The sequence below is a fragment of the Streptomyces sp. NPDC051322 genome (assembly GCF_040689485.1).
Classification (GTDB): Bacteria; Actinomycetota; Actinomycetes; order Streptomycetales; family Streptomycetaceae; genus Streptomyces.
In genome coordinates this window covers 283,573-298,338 of sequence record NZ_JBFBAK010000006.1, presented here as the reverse complement: position 1 = coordinate 298,338, position 14,766 = coordinate 283,573, and the positions used below count along the sequence as shown (strand labels likewise).

Sequence of the window (14,766 nt, the reverse complement as noted above, 5' to 3'; positions counted from 1 at the left end):
CGGTTGGGCCTGCGGATGCTGTGCGGCGCGCTGCCCTGCGGTGCGCCCGTGCGCACCCGCGCCTCCCGCCGGCCCCGGCCGAGCGAGGGAGAGCGCTCCGTGACCACCGCGCCCACCGCACCTGCCCCCGATGTCCGGGAACAGCTGGCGGATGCCCCGGGAACCGTACTGCTGCGGGTCCTGACCGACCTCACCGCGGACCTCCCCGACACCGACCCGGGCAAGGTCGCCGCCGCCGCACTGCGCGGTCGCCACGCCGGGTCGGACGAGGCGGAGTTGCGGGAGCTGGCCACCGAGGCGGCCGCGGGACTGATCTCCGAGGACCCGGCCTACTCACGGCTGGCCGCGCGGCTGCTGACCCGGTCCATCGCCGAAGAGGCGGCCGGGCAGGGTGCGGTGTCGTTCTCCGCCTCGTTGGGCGTCGGCCACCGCGAGGGCCTGATCGCGGACCGCACAGCGGACTTCGTACGCCGGCACGCGGCGCGCCTCGACGCGCTCATCGACACCGGCGCCGACGACCGCTTCGGATACTTCGGCCTGCGCACCCTCTACAGCCGCTACCTGCTGCGCCACCCGATCACCCGCCACGTCATCGAGACGCCGCAGCACTTCATGCTCCGGGTGGCCTGCGGGCTGGCCGACGACGAGTCGGAACGCGCGGTGGACGAAGTCGCCGCGCTGTACGGCCTGATGAGCCGGCTCGACTACCTCCCCTCATCGCCCACCCTCTTCAACTCCGGCACCCGGCACCCCCAGATGTCGTCCTGCTACCTCCTCGACTCGCCGCTGGACGAGCTCGACTCGATCTACCGCCGCTATCACGAGGTCGCCAGACTCTCGAAGCACGCCGGCGGCATCGGCCTCTCGTACTCCCGGATCCGTTCCCGGGGTTCGCTCATCCGCGGCACCAACGGCCACTCCAACGGCATCGTCCCCTTCCTGCGCACCCTCGACTCGTCGGTCGCCGCCGTCAACCAGGGCGGCCGGCGCAAGGGGGCGGCCTGCGTCTACCTCGAGACGTGGCACGCGGACATCGAGGAGTTCCTGGAGCTGCGCGACAACACCGGCGAGGAGGCGCGGCGTACGCACAATCTGAACCTGGCGCACTGGATCCCCGACGAGTTCATGCGCCGGGTCGACGCGGACGGCGACTGGTCGCTCTTCTCCCCCGTCGACGTCCCCGAACTGGCCGACCTGTGGGGCGACGCGTTCGACGCGGCGTACCGCGAGGCGGAGGCGGCGGGTCTCGCCCGGCGCACCATCCCCGCCCGGGAGCTGTACGGACGGATGATGCGCACTCTGGCGCAGACCGGCAACGGCTGGATGACCTTCAAGGACGCCTCGAACCGCACCGCCAACCAGACCGCCGAGCCCGGCGCCGTCGTCCACTCGTCGAATCTGTGCACCGAGATCCTGGAGGTCACGGACGACGGTGAGACCGCCGTCTGCAACCTGGGCTCGGTCAACGTCGGCGCCTTCGTCTCCGGCGACTCCATCGACTGGGAGCGGCTCGACGCGACCGTACGCACCGCTGTCACCTTCCTCGACCGGGTGGTGGACATCAACTTCTACCCGACCGAGCAGGCCGGCCGCTCCAACGCCAAGTGGCGTCCGGTGGGCCTGGGCGTCATGGGTCTGCAGGACGTCTTCTTCACCCTGCGGCTGCCCTTCGACTCGCCCCGCGCACGGGAACTCTCCACCCGGATCGCCGAACGGATCATGCTCGCCGCCTACGAGACCTCCTGCGAGCTCGCCGAGCTCAGTGGCCCGCTGCCCGCCTGGGAGAAGACCCGCGCGGCCCGCGGTGTGCTGCATCCCGACCACTACGTCACCGCCCCCGAGTGGCCGGAGCGCTGGGACGCGCTGCGCGCCCGTATCGCGCGGAGCGGCATGCGCAACTCGCTGCTCCTCGCGGTCGCGCCGACCGCCACCATCGCCTCGATCGCGGGCGTCTACGAGTGCATCGAGCCGCAGGTCTCGAACCTCTTCAAGCGCGAGACGCTGTCCGGTGAATTCCTCCAGGTCAATGCGTACCTGGTCAACGAGCTCAAGCAGCTGGGTGTCTGGGACGCACAGTCCAGGGAGGCGCTGCGCGAGGCCAGCGGCTCGGTGCAGGGCTTCGACTGGATCCCCGAGGACGTCCGCGCCCTCTACCGGACGGCCTGGGAGATCCCGCAGCGTGGCCTGATCGACATGGCGGCCGCCCGTACGCCGTACCTGGACCAGAGCCAGTCGCTGAACCTGTTCCTGGAGACGCCGACCATCGGCAAGCTCAGCTCGATGTACGCCTACGCCTGGAAGCAGGGTCTGAAGACCACGTACTACCTGCGCTCGCGCCCGGCGACCCGGATCGCGCGCGCCGCGTCCGCCGCCACCGTCCCCGTACAGGCTTCGGAGCCCGACGAGGCCGCCGTCGCCTGCTCCCTCGAAAACCCCGAATCCTGCGAGGCCTGCCAGTAATGACCACCCACCCGGAGAAAACCGCTTCGCGCAGGAATCTGCTCGACCCCGGTTTCGAGCTGACCCTGCGGCCGATGCGCTACCCGGACTTCTACGAGCGCTACCGCGACGCGATCAAGAACACCTGGACGGTGGAGGAGGTCGACCTGCACTCGGACGTGACCGACCTGGCCAAGCTCTCGCCCGGTGAGCAGCACATGATCGGACGGCTGGTCGCCTTCTTCGCGACGGGCGACTCGATCGTCTCCAACAACCTGGTGCTCACCCTCTACAAGCACATCAACTCCCCCGAGGCGCGGCTCTATCTCTCCCGCCAGCTCTTCGAGGAAGCCGTGCACGTCCAGTTCTACCTGACGCTGCTCGACACCTATCTGCCCGACCCGGACGACCGGGCGGCGGCATTCGACGCGGTCGAGGAGATCCCGTCCATCCGGGAGAAGGCGCAGTTCTGCTTCACGTGGATGGACTCTGTGGAAAAGATCGACCGCCTGGAGTCCAGGGCCGACCGCCGCCGCTTCCTGCTGAATCTGATCTGCTTCGCGGCCTGCATCGAGGGGCTGTTCTTCTACGGCGCCTTCGCCTACGTGTACTGGTTCCGCTCGCGTGGTCTGCTGCACGGTCTGGCGACGGGCACGAACTGGGTGTTCCGGGACGAGACCATGCACATGAACTTCGCGTTCGAGGTCGTCGACACGGTCCGCAAGGAGGAGCCCGAGCTCTTCGACGACGCGCTGCGGCAGCAGGTCACCGACATGTTGCGGGAAGCGGTCGAGGCGGAGCTGCAGTTCGGCCGTGACCTCTGCGGAGACGGTCTGCCGGGGATGAACACCGAGTCGATGCGCGAGTATCTCCAGTGCGTCGCCGATCAGCGGCTGACACGTCTGGGGTTCGCGCCGGTGTACGGCTCGGAGAACCCGTTCTCCTTCATGGAGTTGCAGGGCGTCCAGGAGCTGACGAACTTCTTCGAGCGGCGGCCTTCGGCGTACCGGATCGCGGTTGAGGGCTCGGTCTCCTTCGACGACGAGTTCTGACGCACCCGCATGGGCGCATCCCACAGGTACATCTCCGCCAAGGGTGCGCCCATGCCCGCCGGGAGGGTCAGAGGTCGTCAGGCAGCAGCCGGAGCACGTCGGGCGAGACCTCGGGTACGAGCACGCGCAAAGCGCGTTCCTCCCCAAGCAGCCAGTCGTTGACCGCATGCGCCGCTCGCCGGTCGACGTACCTGATGGTGATGTGCTCGATCTCCATAAGGACGAGCGGAGACACCACCGTCGCCGACGCGCGCTGCAGCGCCGTACGTGCCGCTTCGTGCTCAGGGTCCGACACATTGAGCATGCGGTTTTGGTACCCGCACCATAACCTCGCCCTCGGGGGCCGGTCGGCGCAGTCTGATCAGAGGTTGGGCACCGTCTCGTAGCGCGGGGTGCCCTCCTCCATCTGCCGCAGCGCGTCCTTGCGGTCGCGCTTCGAGAGACGGTCGATGTACAGGTAGCCGTACAGGTGGTCGGTCTCGTGCTGGAGGCAGCGGGCGAAGTAGCCGGTGCCGCGCACCTTGACCGGGTTGCCCTCGGCGTCCTGGCCGGAGACCTCGGCGTAATCGGTGCGGGCCAGCGCCGCGTACGCCGTCGGGACCGAGAGGCAGCCCTCGTTGGAGTCGTCGAGGTTGCGGCGGTCGGCCGGGATCTCGGCGAGGACCGGGTTGCAGATGGCCCCGACGTGGCGGACGCCGTCGTCGTCCGGGCAGTCGTAGACGAAGACCTTGAGGTCGACACCGATCTGGTTCGCGGCCAGCCCGACACCTTCGGCGGCCTTCTGGCTGGCGAACATGTCGTCGATCAGCTGGGCCAGCTCGCCGTCGAAGGAGGTGACGTTCTTGCACTCCTTGTGCAGCACCGGATTGCCCACGACGGTGATCGGCCGGACGGTGCCGCGGGCACGGTGGGCCGCCTCGCGCTCCTCGCAGTCCTCGGTGTCCACGACGAAACCGTCATTGATCTGCTGGTCCGTCTCCTGCTGCGCCATGTCCGCCGTACGCCTTCCATCAAAACTTCCGACAACACCGAAAGAGATCCCGCAAATGGATCCCGTACAGCCTACGGGCAGTCCGCGGTGCCCTCAGCAGACTTCTTCGAGATCCCGCCACTCACGGCTGTCCGGGCTGTCGGCGACCCATCCGTCGAGGAGACCCCGCACCAGACCGTCGGGGGCGGCTATGCCGCATTCACGCTCGGGGACCCACAGATCGCCCGCCGTGCGGTGGCCGAGCGGGCCGGGGTGGCCCGGCTCGCTGTGGTCGTGCGGGTCCAGGCGCTGCTGGCCGTCGCCCTCGTCGCTCTCCATCTGCGACTCGGAGCAGGCCCGGCAGAGCAGCCGTACGGAGGAGGACCAGTCCTCGGCGGCGAATCCTGCATCGGCCGCCAGTCGTTCCAGCGCGTCCCGGTCCGATTCGGTGGCCGCTTCCAGCAGGACCACCCAGGTCGGCACGGGCGAGGGGGCCCACAGTTCTATCTCGTCGAAGACCGGATACGAGGGCCCCGCGGCGGTGACGCGTTCGCCGTTCGGGACGCCGTCGTGGAGGACCACCTCGCCCCAGCGGCGACCGGAGGACGGCAGCGGGATGGAGAGCACCTCTATCCGGGCCGGGTCGAGCCGGCGGCCCCAGACGACCTCGGCCTCGCCCTCGGGCGACAACCGCACGGCGGCGGAGCCGAGCTCCATGCCGAGCGGCTCGCCGCTGGACGCGGCCTCGCCGGGCACCTTCAGCCCGTAGGCCTGCCAGGCCCGGCGGGCCAGCGGCCAGTCCTGCAGGCCGGTGGCCGCGATGCCGACGTTCCACCAGTCGGGGGCGCCGGTCTCCCGGTCGAGGAGGGCCACCGCGCGCAGCCCGGCGGTCCGGGCGCGGTCCCAGTCGTGCCGGAACTTGTGCAGCAGGGCGAGGTTGAACCAGGACTCGGACAGCCACGGTTCGAGGTCGGCGGCGCGGGTCAGCAGCGCCCCCGCGTCCTCGTACCGCCCGTCGCCGATCAGCGTGAACGCGCGGTCAGTGGCCTGCCGCCACGAGGCGGAGGGCCGATGCCGTACCTTCCCGAAGATCCTCACGATTCCCGCCTGCCGGTCGCTGAAAAGTCTCTGCTTCCCGGGCTCCTATGCCCCCGGAACACCCTCTCTTCGCATCCAACCATGCTCGGTCGGAGCCTCGCTCATTACCCACTGGTTACCCAGGTGAGGGAGCACACATCCACCGGGCACCGGCTCTGCCTCCGCTAGGCGAGGCCCCCGCGGGACAGCACCCGGGCCAGAGATTCCACCACCTCGGGCTGGTAATCGCGACCGGTGCCGAGCCGCAGCCGTTCCAGCGCGCTGAGCGGGCCGCCCGCACCGCTGCCTCCTGCGTGTTCCCCCGAGAGGTCCTCGTACGCATTGACCGCCCTGACTATCCGGGCGGTCAGCGGCTGCTCACGGTAGGGGTCTGCCTGGCTCTCGACGACCAACGCGACCTCGGCGGGTACTCCGGTCTGGCGGACCACCGCGCCACCGAGCAGGGCGATCCGGCGTTGTTCGGCGAGGGGCAGCAGGGCGGTCGCGCCGTCCGGGACCGGGTCGACGAGCGACAGCTGCCCGATGTCGTGCATGAGCGCCGCGTACTCCAGCACGGTCAGGGCCGACTCGGTGAGCCCCAGCTCGCGGCCCACGGCCCGGCTGAGGACGGCGACCCTGCGGGCGTGGCCGTGCGGCGTGTACCCGGCGACCTCGGTGGCCCGGGCCAGCGAGGTGATGGTTTGTGCATAGGTGGTGCGGACGAGCGCGTGGCGGCGCAGCGACAGCTGGGTGAGCAGCAGCGGTACGGAGAAGACGGGCAGCGCCCACAGGCCGACGACGGCGACCCCCAGGGCCATCACCACGCCGGTGGCACAGACCGCGGAGCCGATACCGAGCAGCGCGCGGAGCTCGTCGCGGACCAGTGGTCCGTAGGGCAGGGGGGCGCCTCCGCGGCGTTTGTAGCGGTGCGGAAGGGAGCGGGCCCGGGTCATCGCGGCGGCGATGACCGCGTCGCAGAGAGCGGTCAGCCCGAGCAGCAGCAACAGCCCCACGGCGTACGCAGGGCCTCGCACTCCCCAGGCGTCCAGCCGTCCCGAGTTGTACAGCGGCTGGAAGCAGACGGCGGCGAAGGCGACGGTGAGCACCCGGCGGGCCACGTGGTCGACGGTGGGCCCCCGGCCGCGTGCCACATGGGGCGCCGTCCCCGCCAGGGCGCCCGCGACCACGACGGCGACGACCTGGGGGGCGCCGTGTCCGGTGGGGTGGCCGCCGTTCTGGCCCAGCAGCGCGTAGGCGAGGGCTCCGGCGGCGCCGAGAGGCGCCGGCTCGCGTTCACTACCGGGGCCGGTCCGCCGGGCCAGTTCACCGGCGGCGACGAGTAATCCGAAGGTCAGCGCGGTGCCGCCGTCCCGGATGCCGTGCCAGCAGGTCCAGCCGAGGCACACCGCGGTGACCAGGGCGGCGGCGCCGTGGACCAGCGCGACAGCGCGTGGCGTGCCCGAGCTCACCCGAGCCGCTCCCGGTCGGCGGCCGACGCGGCGGGAGACGCCCCGGCCCGGGCCTGCGGGACCGGTCCGAGCGGGCGGGCGTCCGGTTCGTCCGCGGTGACCGCGGGACGCCAGCCGTGCTGCGCCAGGGCCCGTACGAACGCCTGGACCATCCGCGGGTCGAACTGGGTCCCGGCACAGCGCTGCAGTTCGGTCAGCGCGGCGTCGACGGGCCTGGCCCGCCGGTAGGAACGGGTCGATGTCATGGCGTCGAAGGCGTCGGCGATGGCCACCACCCGGGCGAATTCGGGGATCTGCTGCCCGGAGAGGCCATAGGGGTAGCCGGATCCGTCCAGCCGCTCGTGATGGTGCAGGATCGCCGCCCGCGCCTCGCCGAGGAAACCGATGCCGCGGACCATTTCGTGTCCGTACTCGGGATGCAGCTCGATGACCCGTCGTTCGTCGGGCGTCAGCGGCCCGTCCTTCCTGAGCAGTCTGGTCGGCACCCCGAGCTTCCCCACGTCGTGCAGGATCCCGGCGAAGCGCAGCGCTTCGAGCCGGTCACCGTCCATGCCGAGCTCGCCGGCGATCATCGCCGACGCCTGACCGACCCGTTCGCTGTGCCCACGGGTGTACTGGTCCTTGATGTCGACGGCCTGCACCAGCGCCCGGATGGTGGCCCGGTGGGCGGCGCGCTCGCGGTGGTACTGGGCGAAGACCCAGCTGGAGATGTACATGGGCAGCAGCACGAACAGCGCCGCGAGCGGCCCGAAGGGACTGCTCCAGAGGACCGCCATCATCAGCCCGGCCAGCCCGTGCACGATGTGCGGGGCCACCGACCGGGCCAGGCCACGCCAGGCGACGCGCAGCCGTACGCGCTCCGCCGCGGCCAGCACGAGCCCCTCCAGCACCGTCACGACCAGGCAGAACACCAGGGCGGCGGCGAGCGCGGGCAGCAGCGCGTAGGGAAAGTCGGGCGTCCGGTGCGGTCCGCCGAGCCGCACCGCGACCTCCGCCGCGGCCCGCACCGCGAGGGCGAGCTGGGCGGCGTGCCAGACCCGCCGCGTGGCATACGGGCGGTGCTCGACCCGGCCGACGAGCGCGCCGGGGACTGCGACCAGCGCCGCGGCGGCGGGAGGCAGCAGCAGTGCGGCGGCGAGCAGTACCGCGAAGAACGACCCGGCCCCGGGCGACCTGCGTCCGGCGAGTTCGCACCCGGCACAGACCACGGCGAGCAGCCCGAACGTGAGCCACGGTGTGCCGGGGGCGGTGACGGCGGGCCACACGCAGCCGGCGGCGGCCAGGACCGCGCACACGATGCAGACACGTGCGGCCGGCGGCAGTGCCCGCATGCGGTCTCCTTCTCCGGGTCCGTACGGCTTCGGAGTCCGTACAGATTCGGGAGGATAAGCGCGCGACTGCGTGCGGTGTGGCGCAACCGGGGATCCGCAGCACCATCGGGTGACAAGCCGGGGGACAAATCGGGGCCCGGGGCTACTCCTGAGCGGCGGCCGACCGGTCGGAGACCGACACGTCGTGGTCGGGTACGGCCTCTCCGGAGCGGATCAGGTCGATGCGGCCCATGACTTTCGACCGCAGGTCGGCCGGTACGTCATCGCTGCCGCAGCAGCGCTTCACCAGCTTCTTGACGGCCTGTTCCAGGCCGTACTTCTCCAGGCACGGGGAGCACTCCTCGAAGTGCACTTCGAACTTGGTGCAGTCCTTGTCCGGCATCTCATGGTCGAGGAACTCGTAGAGATGGTCCAGAACCTCGGAGCAGTCCGTTTCGTGCGGCTGTCCGCAACTCATGAGCCCGAACCTTTCGCTTCGTTCGACTCTCCGGCACCCGCAGGGACCAGCCCGCGGTCGCGTGCGTAGTCCTCGAGCATGCCGCGCAGCTGACGACGGCCCCGGTGCAGCCGGGACATCACCGTCCCGATGGGTGTACCCATGATGTCCGCGATCTCCTTGTACGCAAAGCCTTCTACGTCGGCGAGATAGACCGCGATGCGGAACTCCTCGGGAATCGCCTGCAGCGCGGACTTCACGTCCGAATCGGGCAGGTGGTCCAGCGCCTGCGACTCGGCGGAGCGCAGTCCGGTGGACATGTGCGACTCGGCGCGTGCGAGCTGCCAGTCCTCGATCTCCTCGGCGGCACTGCGCTGAGGCTCCCGCTGCTTCTTGCGGTAGGAGTTGATGAACGTGTTCGTGAGGATGCGGTACATCCACGCCTTGAGGTTCGTGCCCTCACGGAACTGGTGGAACGAGCCGTACGCCTTCGCGTAGGTCTCCTGCACCAGGTCCTCGGCATCGGCCGGATTGCGCGTCATGCGCAGCGCGGCCGAGTACATCTGGTCGAGATAGCCGAGGGCATCCCGCTCGAAGCGCGCGTTGCGCTCCGCGGTCGTCTCTTCCGCGTGGCCGTCTTCGGTCCCTGTGTCGGTCCCAGTGACCGGACCCACCTCCTCCAACGCCTTGGCGGATCCGAAACCGGACCCACTCGAATCGGAGGATAGACGACGATCCGGTCCGCCCGCCGCCCGGGAAGGAGCACCGGTGGCCGTCGAGAACACCGTCCACTCCAGCTCAGCGTTCTGCGGGCGGCGCGGGCAGATGGTCGAACCCATGCGACGGACTCCCTCTCCACATCCAGGCTTCTGTATCGATGTCCGGCACAACAGCGGCCCCGGGCTCAACATTCCCGGATGCGTCCGACCCACCCGGCGACGGCGTCGGTGATGACTTTCAGGGCTTCTTCCCGGCCGATTCCGGCGCGCTTGGGGACCGCGAAGCCATGGTCGGCGGACGGTACTTCCACCAGCTCGAATGCGCCGGCCGGGAACTCGGCCGGCTTTCCGAAGGGATCGTTCCCGCCCTGCACCACGAGCGTGGGCGCGCCGGCCCCGAGCAGTTCGTCCTGCCGGGACTTCTCCGGCTTCCCCGGAGGGTGCAGCGGAAAGCTCAGTGCCAGGACGCCGCGCGCGCCCAGTTCCGCCGCCGTTCTGCAGGCTACCCGTGCCCCGGCGCTGCGACCGCCCGCGATCACCGGCAGGCCGGGCGTCAGCAGCGCCGGCCACACCGCGCGCCATCCCGTGTCCAGGGTTTTCGGCGCGGGGGCGACCTTCTTCCCGGCGACCCGCCAGGGCTGCTCGACCAGCGCGACGGTCACCCCGAGCCGCGGCAGCGCATCGGCCAGGGCCCGCAGATCGCGGGCCTCGATACCGCCCCCGGCGCCATGGCCGACGGCGAGCACCAGACGCGCGCGGGCGGCGGTACGCCAGGTGATGCGGGCCTCACCGGCAGGGGTGTCGACACTCTCGACAGCAGACGTCACATCGGAAGCAGTCACGTCAGAAGAGTGTGCCCTCCTCGGGCCCCTCCAGCGCGGTCAGCAGCTCCGGCCCGTTGTTGCGGACATTGCTCACCGCCGTCGACACCGGGTACGCCCGGACCAGCCCGGCGGGCGGCGGTGCCAGTAGTTCCGTCAGCTCCGCGGGGTCCGTACGCGCCGGGTCCAGCCAGGGATCCCACCGGTCCGGGGTCAGCATCAGCGGCATCCGGGGGTGGATGTCGGCCAGCGACGCGGGACCCCCGGTGCCGTCCGCTCCTCCCGCGAGCGGTGTGATCTCGGCCTCGGTCGTGACGATCGTGCAGGTCGTCCACCAGGCCTGCGGGTGGTCACCGGGCAGCGCCGGGTCCCGCCAGAACTCGTACAGTCCGGCGAACCCCATCACCGACCCGTCCGCGGGGGTCACGAAGTACGGCTGCTTGCGCGGCCGCTTCTTCTTGCCCTCGACCTCCAGTTCCCGCTCCCCGGCGGCGGTCAGCCACTCGTAGTAGCCGTCGGCGGGGACGATGCAGCGCCGGGCGGCGAAGGCCCGGCGGAACGACGGCTTCTGCTGGATCGTCTCCGCCCGCGCGTTGATCATGCGGGCCGCGCCCTCCGGTGATTTCGCCCATGAGGGCACCAGGCCCCACGTCAGATTCCGCAGCTGACGAACCGGGCGCCGCGGATCGGCGTCTTTCACCGGACGCTCCAGGACGACCTGGACCGTCTTGGTCGGTGCCACGTTCCAGTCGGGGACCGCGGTCTCGGTCGGGTCCCACTTCTCTATCCCGAAGAGGCCCACGAGATCCTCGGGCTTACGACTCGCTGCAAACCGTCCGCACATATGCGCCAGACTGCCATTTCCACCCAGCGCCCGGCCAGCAGCCCGGCCACCGCCCGACCGAGGAGTCCCCGCACCCATGGACCGCGTCTTCGGCACCCAGCCCGATCCCGACGAGTGGCTGGTGATCGTCACCGCCGCCGTGGCGCTGCTCGCCGTCGCCCCGCACCGAATATGGCGGCTCAGCCGCAACGCCGTCACCATCGCCCACGAAGGCGGCCACGGCCTGATCGCCCTGCTCACCGGCCGGCGGCTGGACGGCATCCGGTTGCACTCGGACACCAGCGGCCTGACCGTCAGCCGCGGCAGGCCGAGCGGCCCTGGCATGATCCTCACCGCGGCGGCCGGCTACACCGCGCCGCCGCTGCTGGGTCTCGGCGGCGCCTGGCTGCTGGCCGCGGACCACATCACGCTGTTCCTCTGGGCGGCCTGTGCGCTGCTGCTCGCCATGCTGATCATGATCCGCAATGCGTACGGGGCACTCACCGTGATCGTCACCGGTGCGGCCTTCGTGCTGATCTCCTGGCTGACCAGTGCCCAGGTCCAGTCGGCGTTCGCGTACACCGCCGTCTGGTTTCTGCTCATCGGCGGTGTGCGACCGGCGTTCGAGCTTCAGCGCAAGCGGCTGCACGGCCATGCGGGGGACTCCGACGCCGACCAGCTGGGCAGGCTCACGCACCTCCCGCCGACCGTGTGGCTGCTGCTGTTCCACGTCGTGTCGCTCTGTTCACTGATCGGCGGCGGGCGCTGGCTGCTCGGACTGTGACCCGAGCCGGGACACGAGCGACTTTCGGGCCTGTGCACCATCAGTAAAGTAAGGGGCATGACCGAAAGCTCCGTGCACACCGCCCGCTGGCCCGCCCCTTACGCGTCCGGGGCCGTCGACGCGACGGTCACGGTGCCCGGATCGAAGTCGGTCACCAACCGCGGCCTGGTGCTGGCCGCCCTCGCCGCCGAGCCCGGCTGGCTGCGCCGCCCGTTGCGTTCCCGCGACACCCTGCTGATGGCCGACGCGCTGCGCGCGCTGGGCGTGCGGATCGAGGAGACGGTGTCGTCCAGTTCGTCGGCCACCGGCGACCCCGGCGTGGCCGGCGAACCCGAAGGCGCCGGCGAGGCCTGGCGGGTGATCCCGTACGGACTGCACGGTCCCGCCGCCCTGGACGTCGGCAACGCGGGCACGGTCATGCGCTTCCTGCCGCCGGTCGCGGCCCTCGCCGACGGACCGGTCCGCTTCGACGGCGATCCCCGTTCCTACGAGCGGCCGCTGCACGGCGTCATCGACGCGCTGCGGGTGCTCGGCGCCCGGATCGAGGACGAGGGCCGCGGCGGACTCCCGCTGACCGTGCACGGCGGCGGCGCGCTGGACGGCGGGTCCGTCGAGATCGACGCCTCGTCCTCGTCGCAGTTCATCTCGGCGCTGCTGCTCTCCGCGCCACGCTTCAACCAGGGGGTGGAGGTGCGGCACACCGGCGCCACCCTGCCCTCGCTGCCGCACATCCGGATGACCGTCGACATGCTGCGCAGGGTCGGCGCGCAGGTGGACGAGCCGGAGACCGGCGGCGAGCCGAACGTCTGGCGGGTCTCCCCCAGCGCTGTGCTGGGCCGCGATCTGACCGTCGAGCCAGATCTGTCCAACGCCCAGCCGTTCCTGGCGGCCGCCCTGGTCACGGGGGGCCGGGTCACCATCCCGGACTGGCCGGAGACCACCACCCAGCCGGGTGACGCGCTGCGAAGGATCTTCACCGAAATGGGTGGCTCCTGCGCCCTGACCCAGCAGGGCCTGGTCTTCACCGGCTCGGGCCGGGTCCATGGCATCGATGTCGACCTCGGTGAGGTCGGCGAGCTCACCCCCGTCATCGCCGCCGTCGCCGCCGTCGCGGACTCGCCGTCCACGCTGCGCGGTGTCGCGCATCTGCGGCTGCACGAGACCGACCGGCTGGCCGCACTCACCAAGGAGATCAACGAACTCGGCGGAGACGTCAGCGAAACCGCCGACGGCCTGCGGATCCGGCCTCGTCCGCTGCACGGCGGTGTCTTCCACACCTACGACGACCACCGGATGGCCACCGCGGGTTCGGTCATCGGCCTCACCGTCGAAGGCGTCGAGATCGAGAACGTGGCGACGACCGCCAAAACACTCCCCGACTTCCCCAGGATGTGGACCGAAATGCTCGGGGTCTGACGCCATGCGCCGCTACGGCAAGAACCCCGACGAGGACGACATCCGGGTCCGCCCCAATCCCAAGGGCAACCGCCCCCGCACCAACATCCGCCCCAAGCACGAGGAGGCGGCCGAGGGCATGGTGGTGACGGTCGACCGGGGGCGCCTCACCTGCCTCGTCGACGGCCGCACGATCACCGCGATGAAAGCCCGCGAGCTGGGCCGCAAGGCCGCCGTGGTGGGCGACCAGGTCATGATCGTCGGAGATCTCTCCGGCGCCAAGGACACACTGGCGCGCATCGTGCGGATCCAGCCCAGGACGTCCGTACTGCGCCGCACCGCCGACGACGACGACCCGTTCGAGCGGGTGGTCGTCGCCAACGCCGACCAGCTGGCGATCGTCACCGCGCTCGCCGACCCGGAACCGCGCCCGAGGATGATCGACCGCTGCCTGGTGGCCGCCTACGACGGCGGGCTCTCCCCGTTGCTCGTCCTCACCAAGTCCGACCTGGCCCCGCCCGACCAGCTCCTCGAGGCATACGGGGCCCTCGACATCCCGTACGTCGTCACCAGCCGTGACGAGCTGGCCCACGGCGAGGCCGCCGACCGGGTCAGGGACTTCCTCAACGACAAGGTCACCGCCTTCGTCGGCCACTCCGGCGTCGGAAAGACGACTCTGGTCAACGCACTGGTTCCGCGGGACAAACGGCGCAGCGTCGGCCATGTCAACGCGGTGACCGGCCGCGGCCGGCACACCACGACCTCGGCGCTGGCGCTGCCGCTCCCCGACGAGCGCGGCTGGGTGGTCGACACCCCGGGAGTACGCTCCTTCGGCCTGCACCACGTGGACCCCTCCCGTGTCATCCTCGCCTTCCCGGATCTCGTACCGGGCACCGAGGACTGTCCGCGAGGCTGCAGTCATGACGAACCGGAGTGTGCGCTGGACGCCTGGGTGACCGAAGGACACGCCGATCCGGCCCGGCTGGACTCGCTGCGCAGACTGCTCGCGACACGGGAGCGGCGCGAGGGCGACTGATCAGGCGCGTTTGCCGCCCGGCCGGCCCGGTAAATGCATAGGCGCACCAAGTGATGACGGAGCAGTCACCGATGTGGAGGCACTGAATGGCGTGGCTGCTGGTGGTGGTCGCGGGGGTTCTCGAGACGGGTTTCGCGGTATGTCTCAAGCTCTCGCACGGCTTCACAAGGCTCTGGCCGACCGTCGCGTTCTGCTGCTTCGCACTCGGCAGTTTCGGCCTGCTGACCCTCTCGCTGCGCAAGCTCGACGTGGGGCCGGCCTACGCCGTCTGGACGGGCATCGGCGCGGCGGGTACGGCCATCTACGGGATGGTCTTCCTCGGGGACCTCGTCTCGGTACTCAAACTGGTTTCGATCTCCTTCGTGATCGTGGGCGTGATAGGCCTCCAGTTGTCGGGCTCGGCGCACTGATCCG

Annotated in this window: 15 protein-coding genes; 6 read left to right on the top strand and 9 right to left on the bottom strand. The window is 70.6% G+C overall.

What is annotated here, in order from left to right; all coding sequences use genetic code 11:
• Window positions 1-15: 15 nt before the first annotated feature.
• Window positions 16-2,460: a ribonucleoside-diphosphate reductase subunit alpha gene (locus tag AB0436_RS16735; RefSeq protein ID WP_366468736.1), complete on the top strand. Its 2,445-nt coding sequence runs from the start codon at window positions 16-18 to the stop codon at window positions 2,458-2,460.
• Window positions 2,460-3,491 carry a ribonucleotide-diphosphate reductase subunit beta gene (locus tag AB0436_RS16730; RefSeq protein ID WP_366468598.1) on the top strand — a complete coding sequence of 344 codons (1,032 nt, stop codon included), beginning with the start codon at window positions 2,460-2,462 and terminating at the stop codon, window positions 3,489-3,491. The genes AB0436_RS16735 and AB0436_RS16730 overlap by 1 nt, the downstream gene beginning before the upstream one ends.
• A gap of 67 nt (window positions 3,492-3,558) precedes the next feature.
• On the opposite strand, the gene AB0436_RS16725 is transcribed toward AB0436_RS16730, so the two are convergent.
• From AB0436_RS16725 to AB0436_RS16685, 9 genes are all read right to left on the bottom strand, one after another.
• Window positions 3,559-3,795, bottom strand: coding sequence for a hypothetical protein (locus AB0436_RS16725; protein WP_366468597.1), 237 nt, complete (start codon window positions 3,793-3,795; stop codon window positions 3,559-3,561).
• 57 nt (window positions 3,796-3,852) lie between these two features.
• Window positions 3,853-4,482 carry a peptide deformylase gene (gene def / locus AB0436_RS16720; RefSeq protein ID WP_366468596.1) on the bottom strand — a complete coding sequence of 210 codons (630 nt, stop codon included), beginning with the start codon at window positions 4,480-4,482 and terminating at the stop codon, window positions 3,853-3,855.
• Window positions 4,483-4,575: 93 nt separating this feature from the next.
• Window positions 4,576-5,559, bottom strand: a complete 984-nt coding sequence (locus tag AB0436_RS16715) for a hypothetical protein (RefSeq protein WP_366468595.1) — start codon at window positions 5,557-5,559, stop codon at window positions 4,576-4,578.
• A 164-nt stretch (window positions 5,560-5,723) separates the two neighbouring features.
• Window positions 5,724-7,007: an HD domain-containing protein gene (locus AB0436_RS16710; RefSeq protein ID WP_366468594.1), complete on the bottom strand. Its 1,284-nt coding sequence runs from the start codon at window positions 7,005-7,007 to the stop codon at window positions 5,724-5,726.
• Window positions 7,004-8,338, bottom strand: a complete 1,335-nt coding sequence (locus AB0436_RS16705) for an HD-GYP domain-containing protein (RefSeq protein WP_366468593.1) — start codon at window positions 8,336-8,338, stop codon at window positions 7,004-7,006. Before AB0436_RS16705 ends, AB0436_RS16710 begins: the two co-directional genes overlap by 4 nt.
• 142 nt (window positions 8,339-8,480) lie before the next feature.
• Window positions 8,481-8,795, bottom strand: coding sequence for a mycothiol system anti-sigma-R factor (gene rsrA / locus AB0436_RS16700; protein ID WP_366468592.1), 315 nt, complete (start codon window positions 8,793-8,795; stop codon window positions 8,481-8,483).
• Window positions 8,792-9,448 carry a sigma-70 family RNA polymerase sigma factor gene (locus AB0436_RS16695; RefSeq protein WP_366468735.1) on the bottom strand — a complete coding sequence of 219 codons (657 nt, stop codon included), beginning with the start codon at window positions 9,446-9,448 and terminating at the stop codon, window positions 8,792-8,794. The genes rsrA and AB0436_RS16695 overlap by 4 nt, the downstream gene beginning before the upstream one ends.
• A gap of 230 nt (window positions 9,449-9,678) precedes the next feature.
• Window positions 9,679-10,335, bottom strand: coding sequence for an alpha/beta family hydrolase (locus AB0436_RS16690; RefSeq protein WP_366468591.1), 657 nt, complete (start codon window positions 10,333-10,335; stop codon window positions 9,679-9,681).
• A 1-nt stretch (window position 10,336) separates the two neighbouring features.
• Window positions 10,337-11,158 (bottom strand): SOS response-associated peptidase, encoded by an 822-nt coding sequence (locus AB0436_RS16685; RefSeq protein ID WP_366468590.1) that lies wholly within the window; start codon window positions 11,156-11,158, stop codon window positions 10,337-10,339.
• Between the two features lie 76 nt (window positions 11,159-11,234).
• On the opposite strand from AB0436_RS16685, the gene AB0436_RS16680 reads away from it, so the two are divergent.
• The 4 genes from AB0436_RS16680 to AB0436_RS16665 all read left to right on the top strand — a co-directional run bounded on the left by AB0436_RS16680 (window position 11,235) and on the right by AB0436_RS16665 (window position 14,762).
• The gene (locus tag AB0436_RS16680; RefSeq protein WP_366468588.1) at window positions 11,235-11,921 is read left to right on the top strand and encodes a M50 family metallopeptidase; all 687 of its coding nucleotides are present in this window, start codon (window positions 11,235-11,237) and stop codon (window positions 11,919-11,921) included.
• Window positions 11,922-11,978: 57 nt separating this feature from the next.
• Complete coding sequence (gene aroA / locus AB0436_RS16675) at window positions 11,979-13,337, top strand: 3-phosphoshikimate 1-carboxyvinyltransferase (RefSeq protein ID WP_366468587.1); 1,359 nt, start codon at window positions 11,979-11,981, stop codon at window positions 13,335-13,337.
• 4 nt (window positions 13,338-13,341) lie between these two features.
• Window positions 13,342-14,352, top strand: a complete 1,011-nt coding sequence (gene rsgA, locus AB0436_RS16670) for a ribosome small subunit-dependent GTPase A (protein ID WP_366468586.1) — start codon at window positions 13,342-13,344, stop codon at window positions 14,350-14,352.
• A gap of 86 nt (window positions 14,353-14,438) precedes the next feature.
• On the top strand, window positions 14,439-14,762 hold the full coding sequence (locus AB0436_RS16665) for a multidrug efflux SMR transporter (protein WP_365849585.1): 324 nt from the start codon (window positions 14,439-14,441) through the stop codon (window positions 14,760-14,762).
• Window positions 14,763-14,766 lie beyond the last annotated feature (4 nt).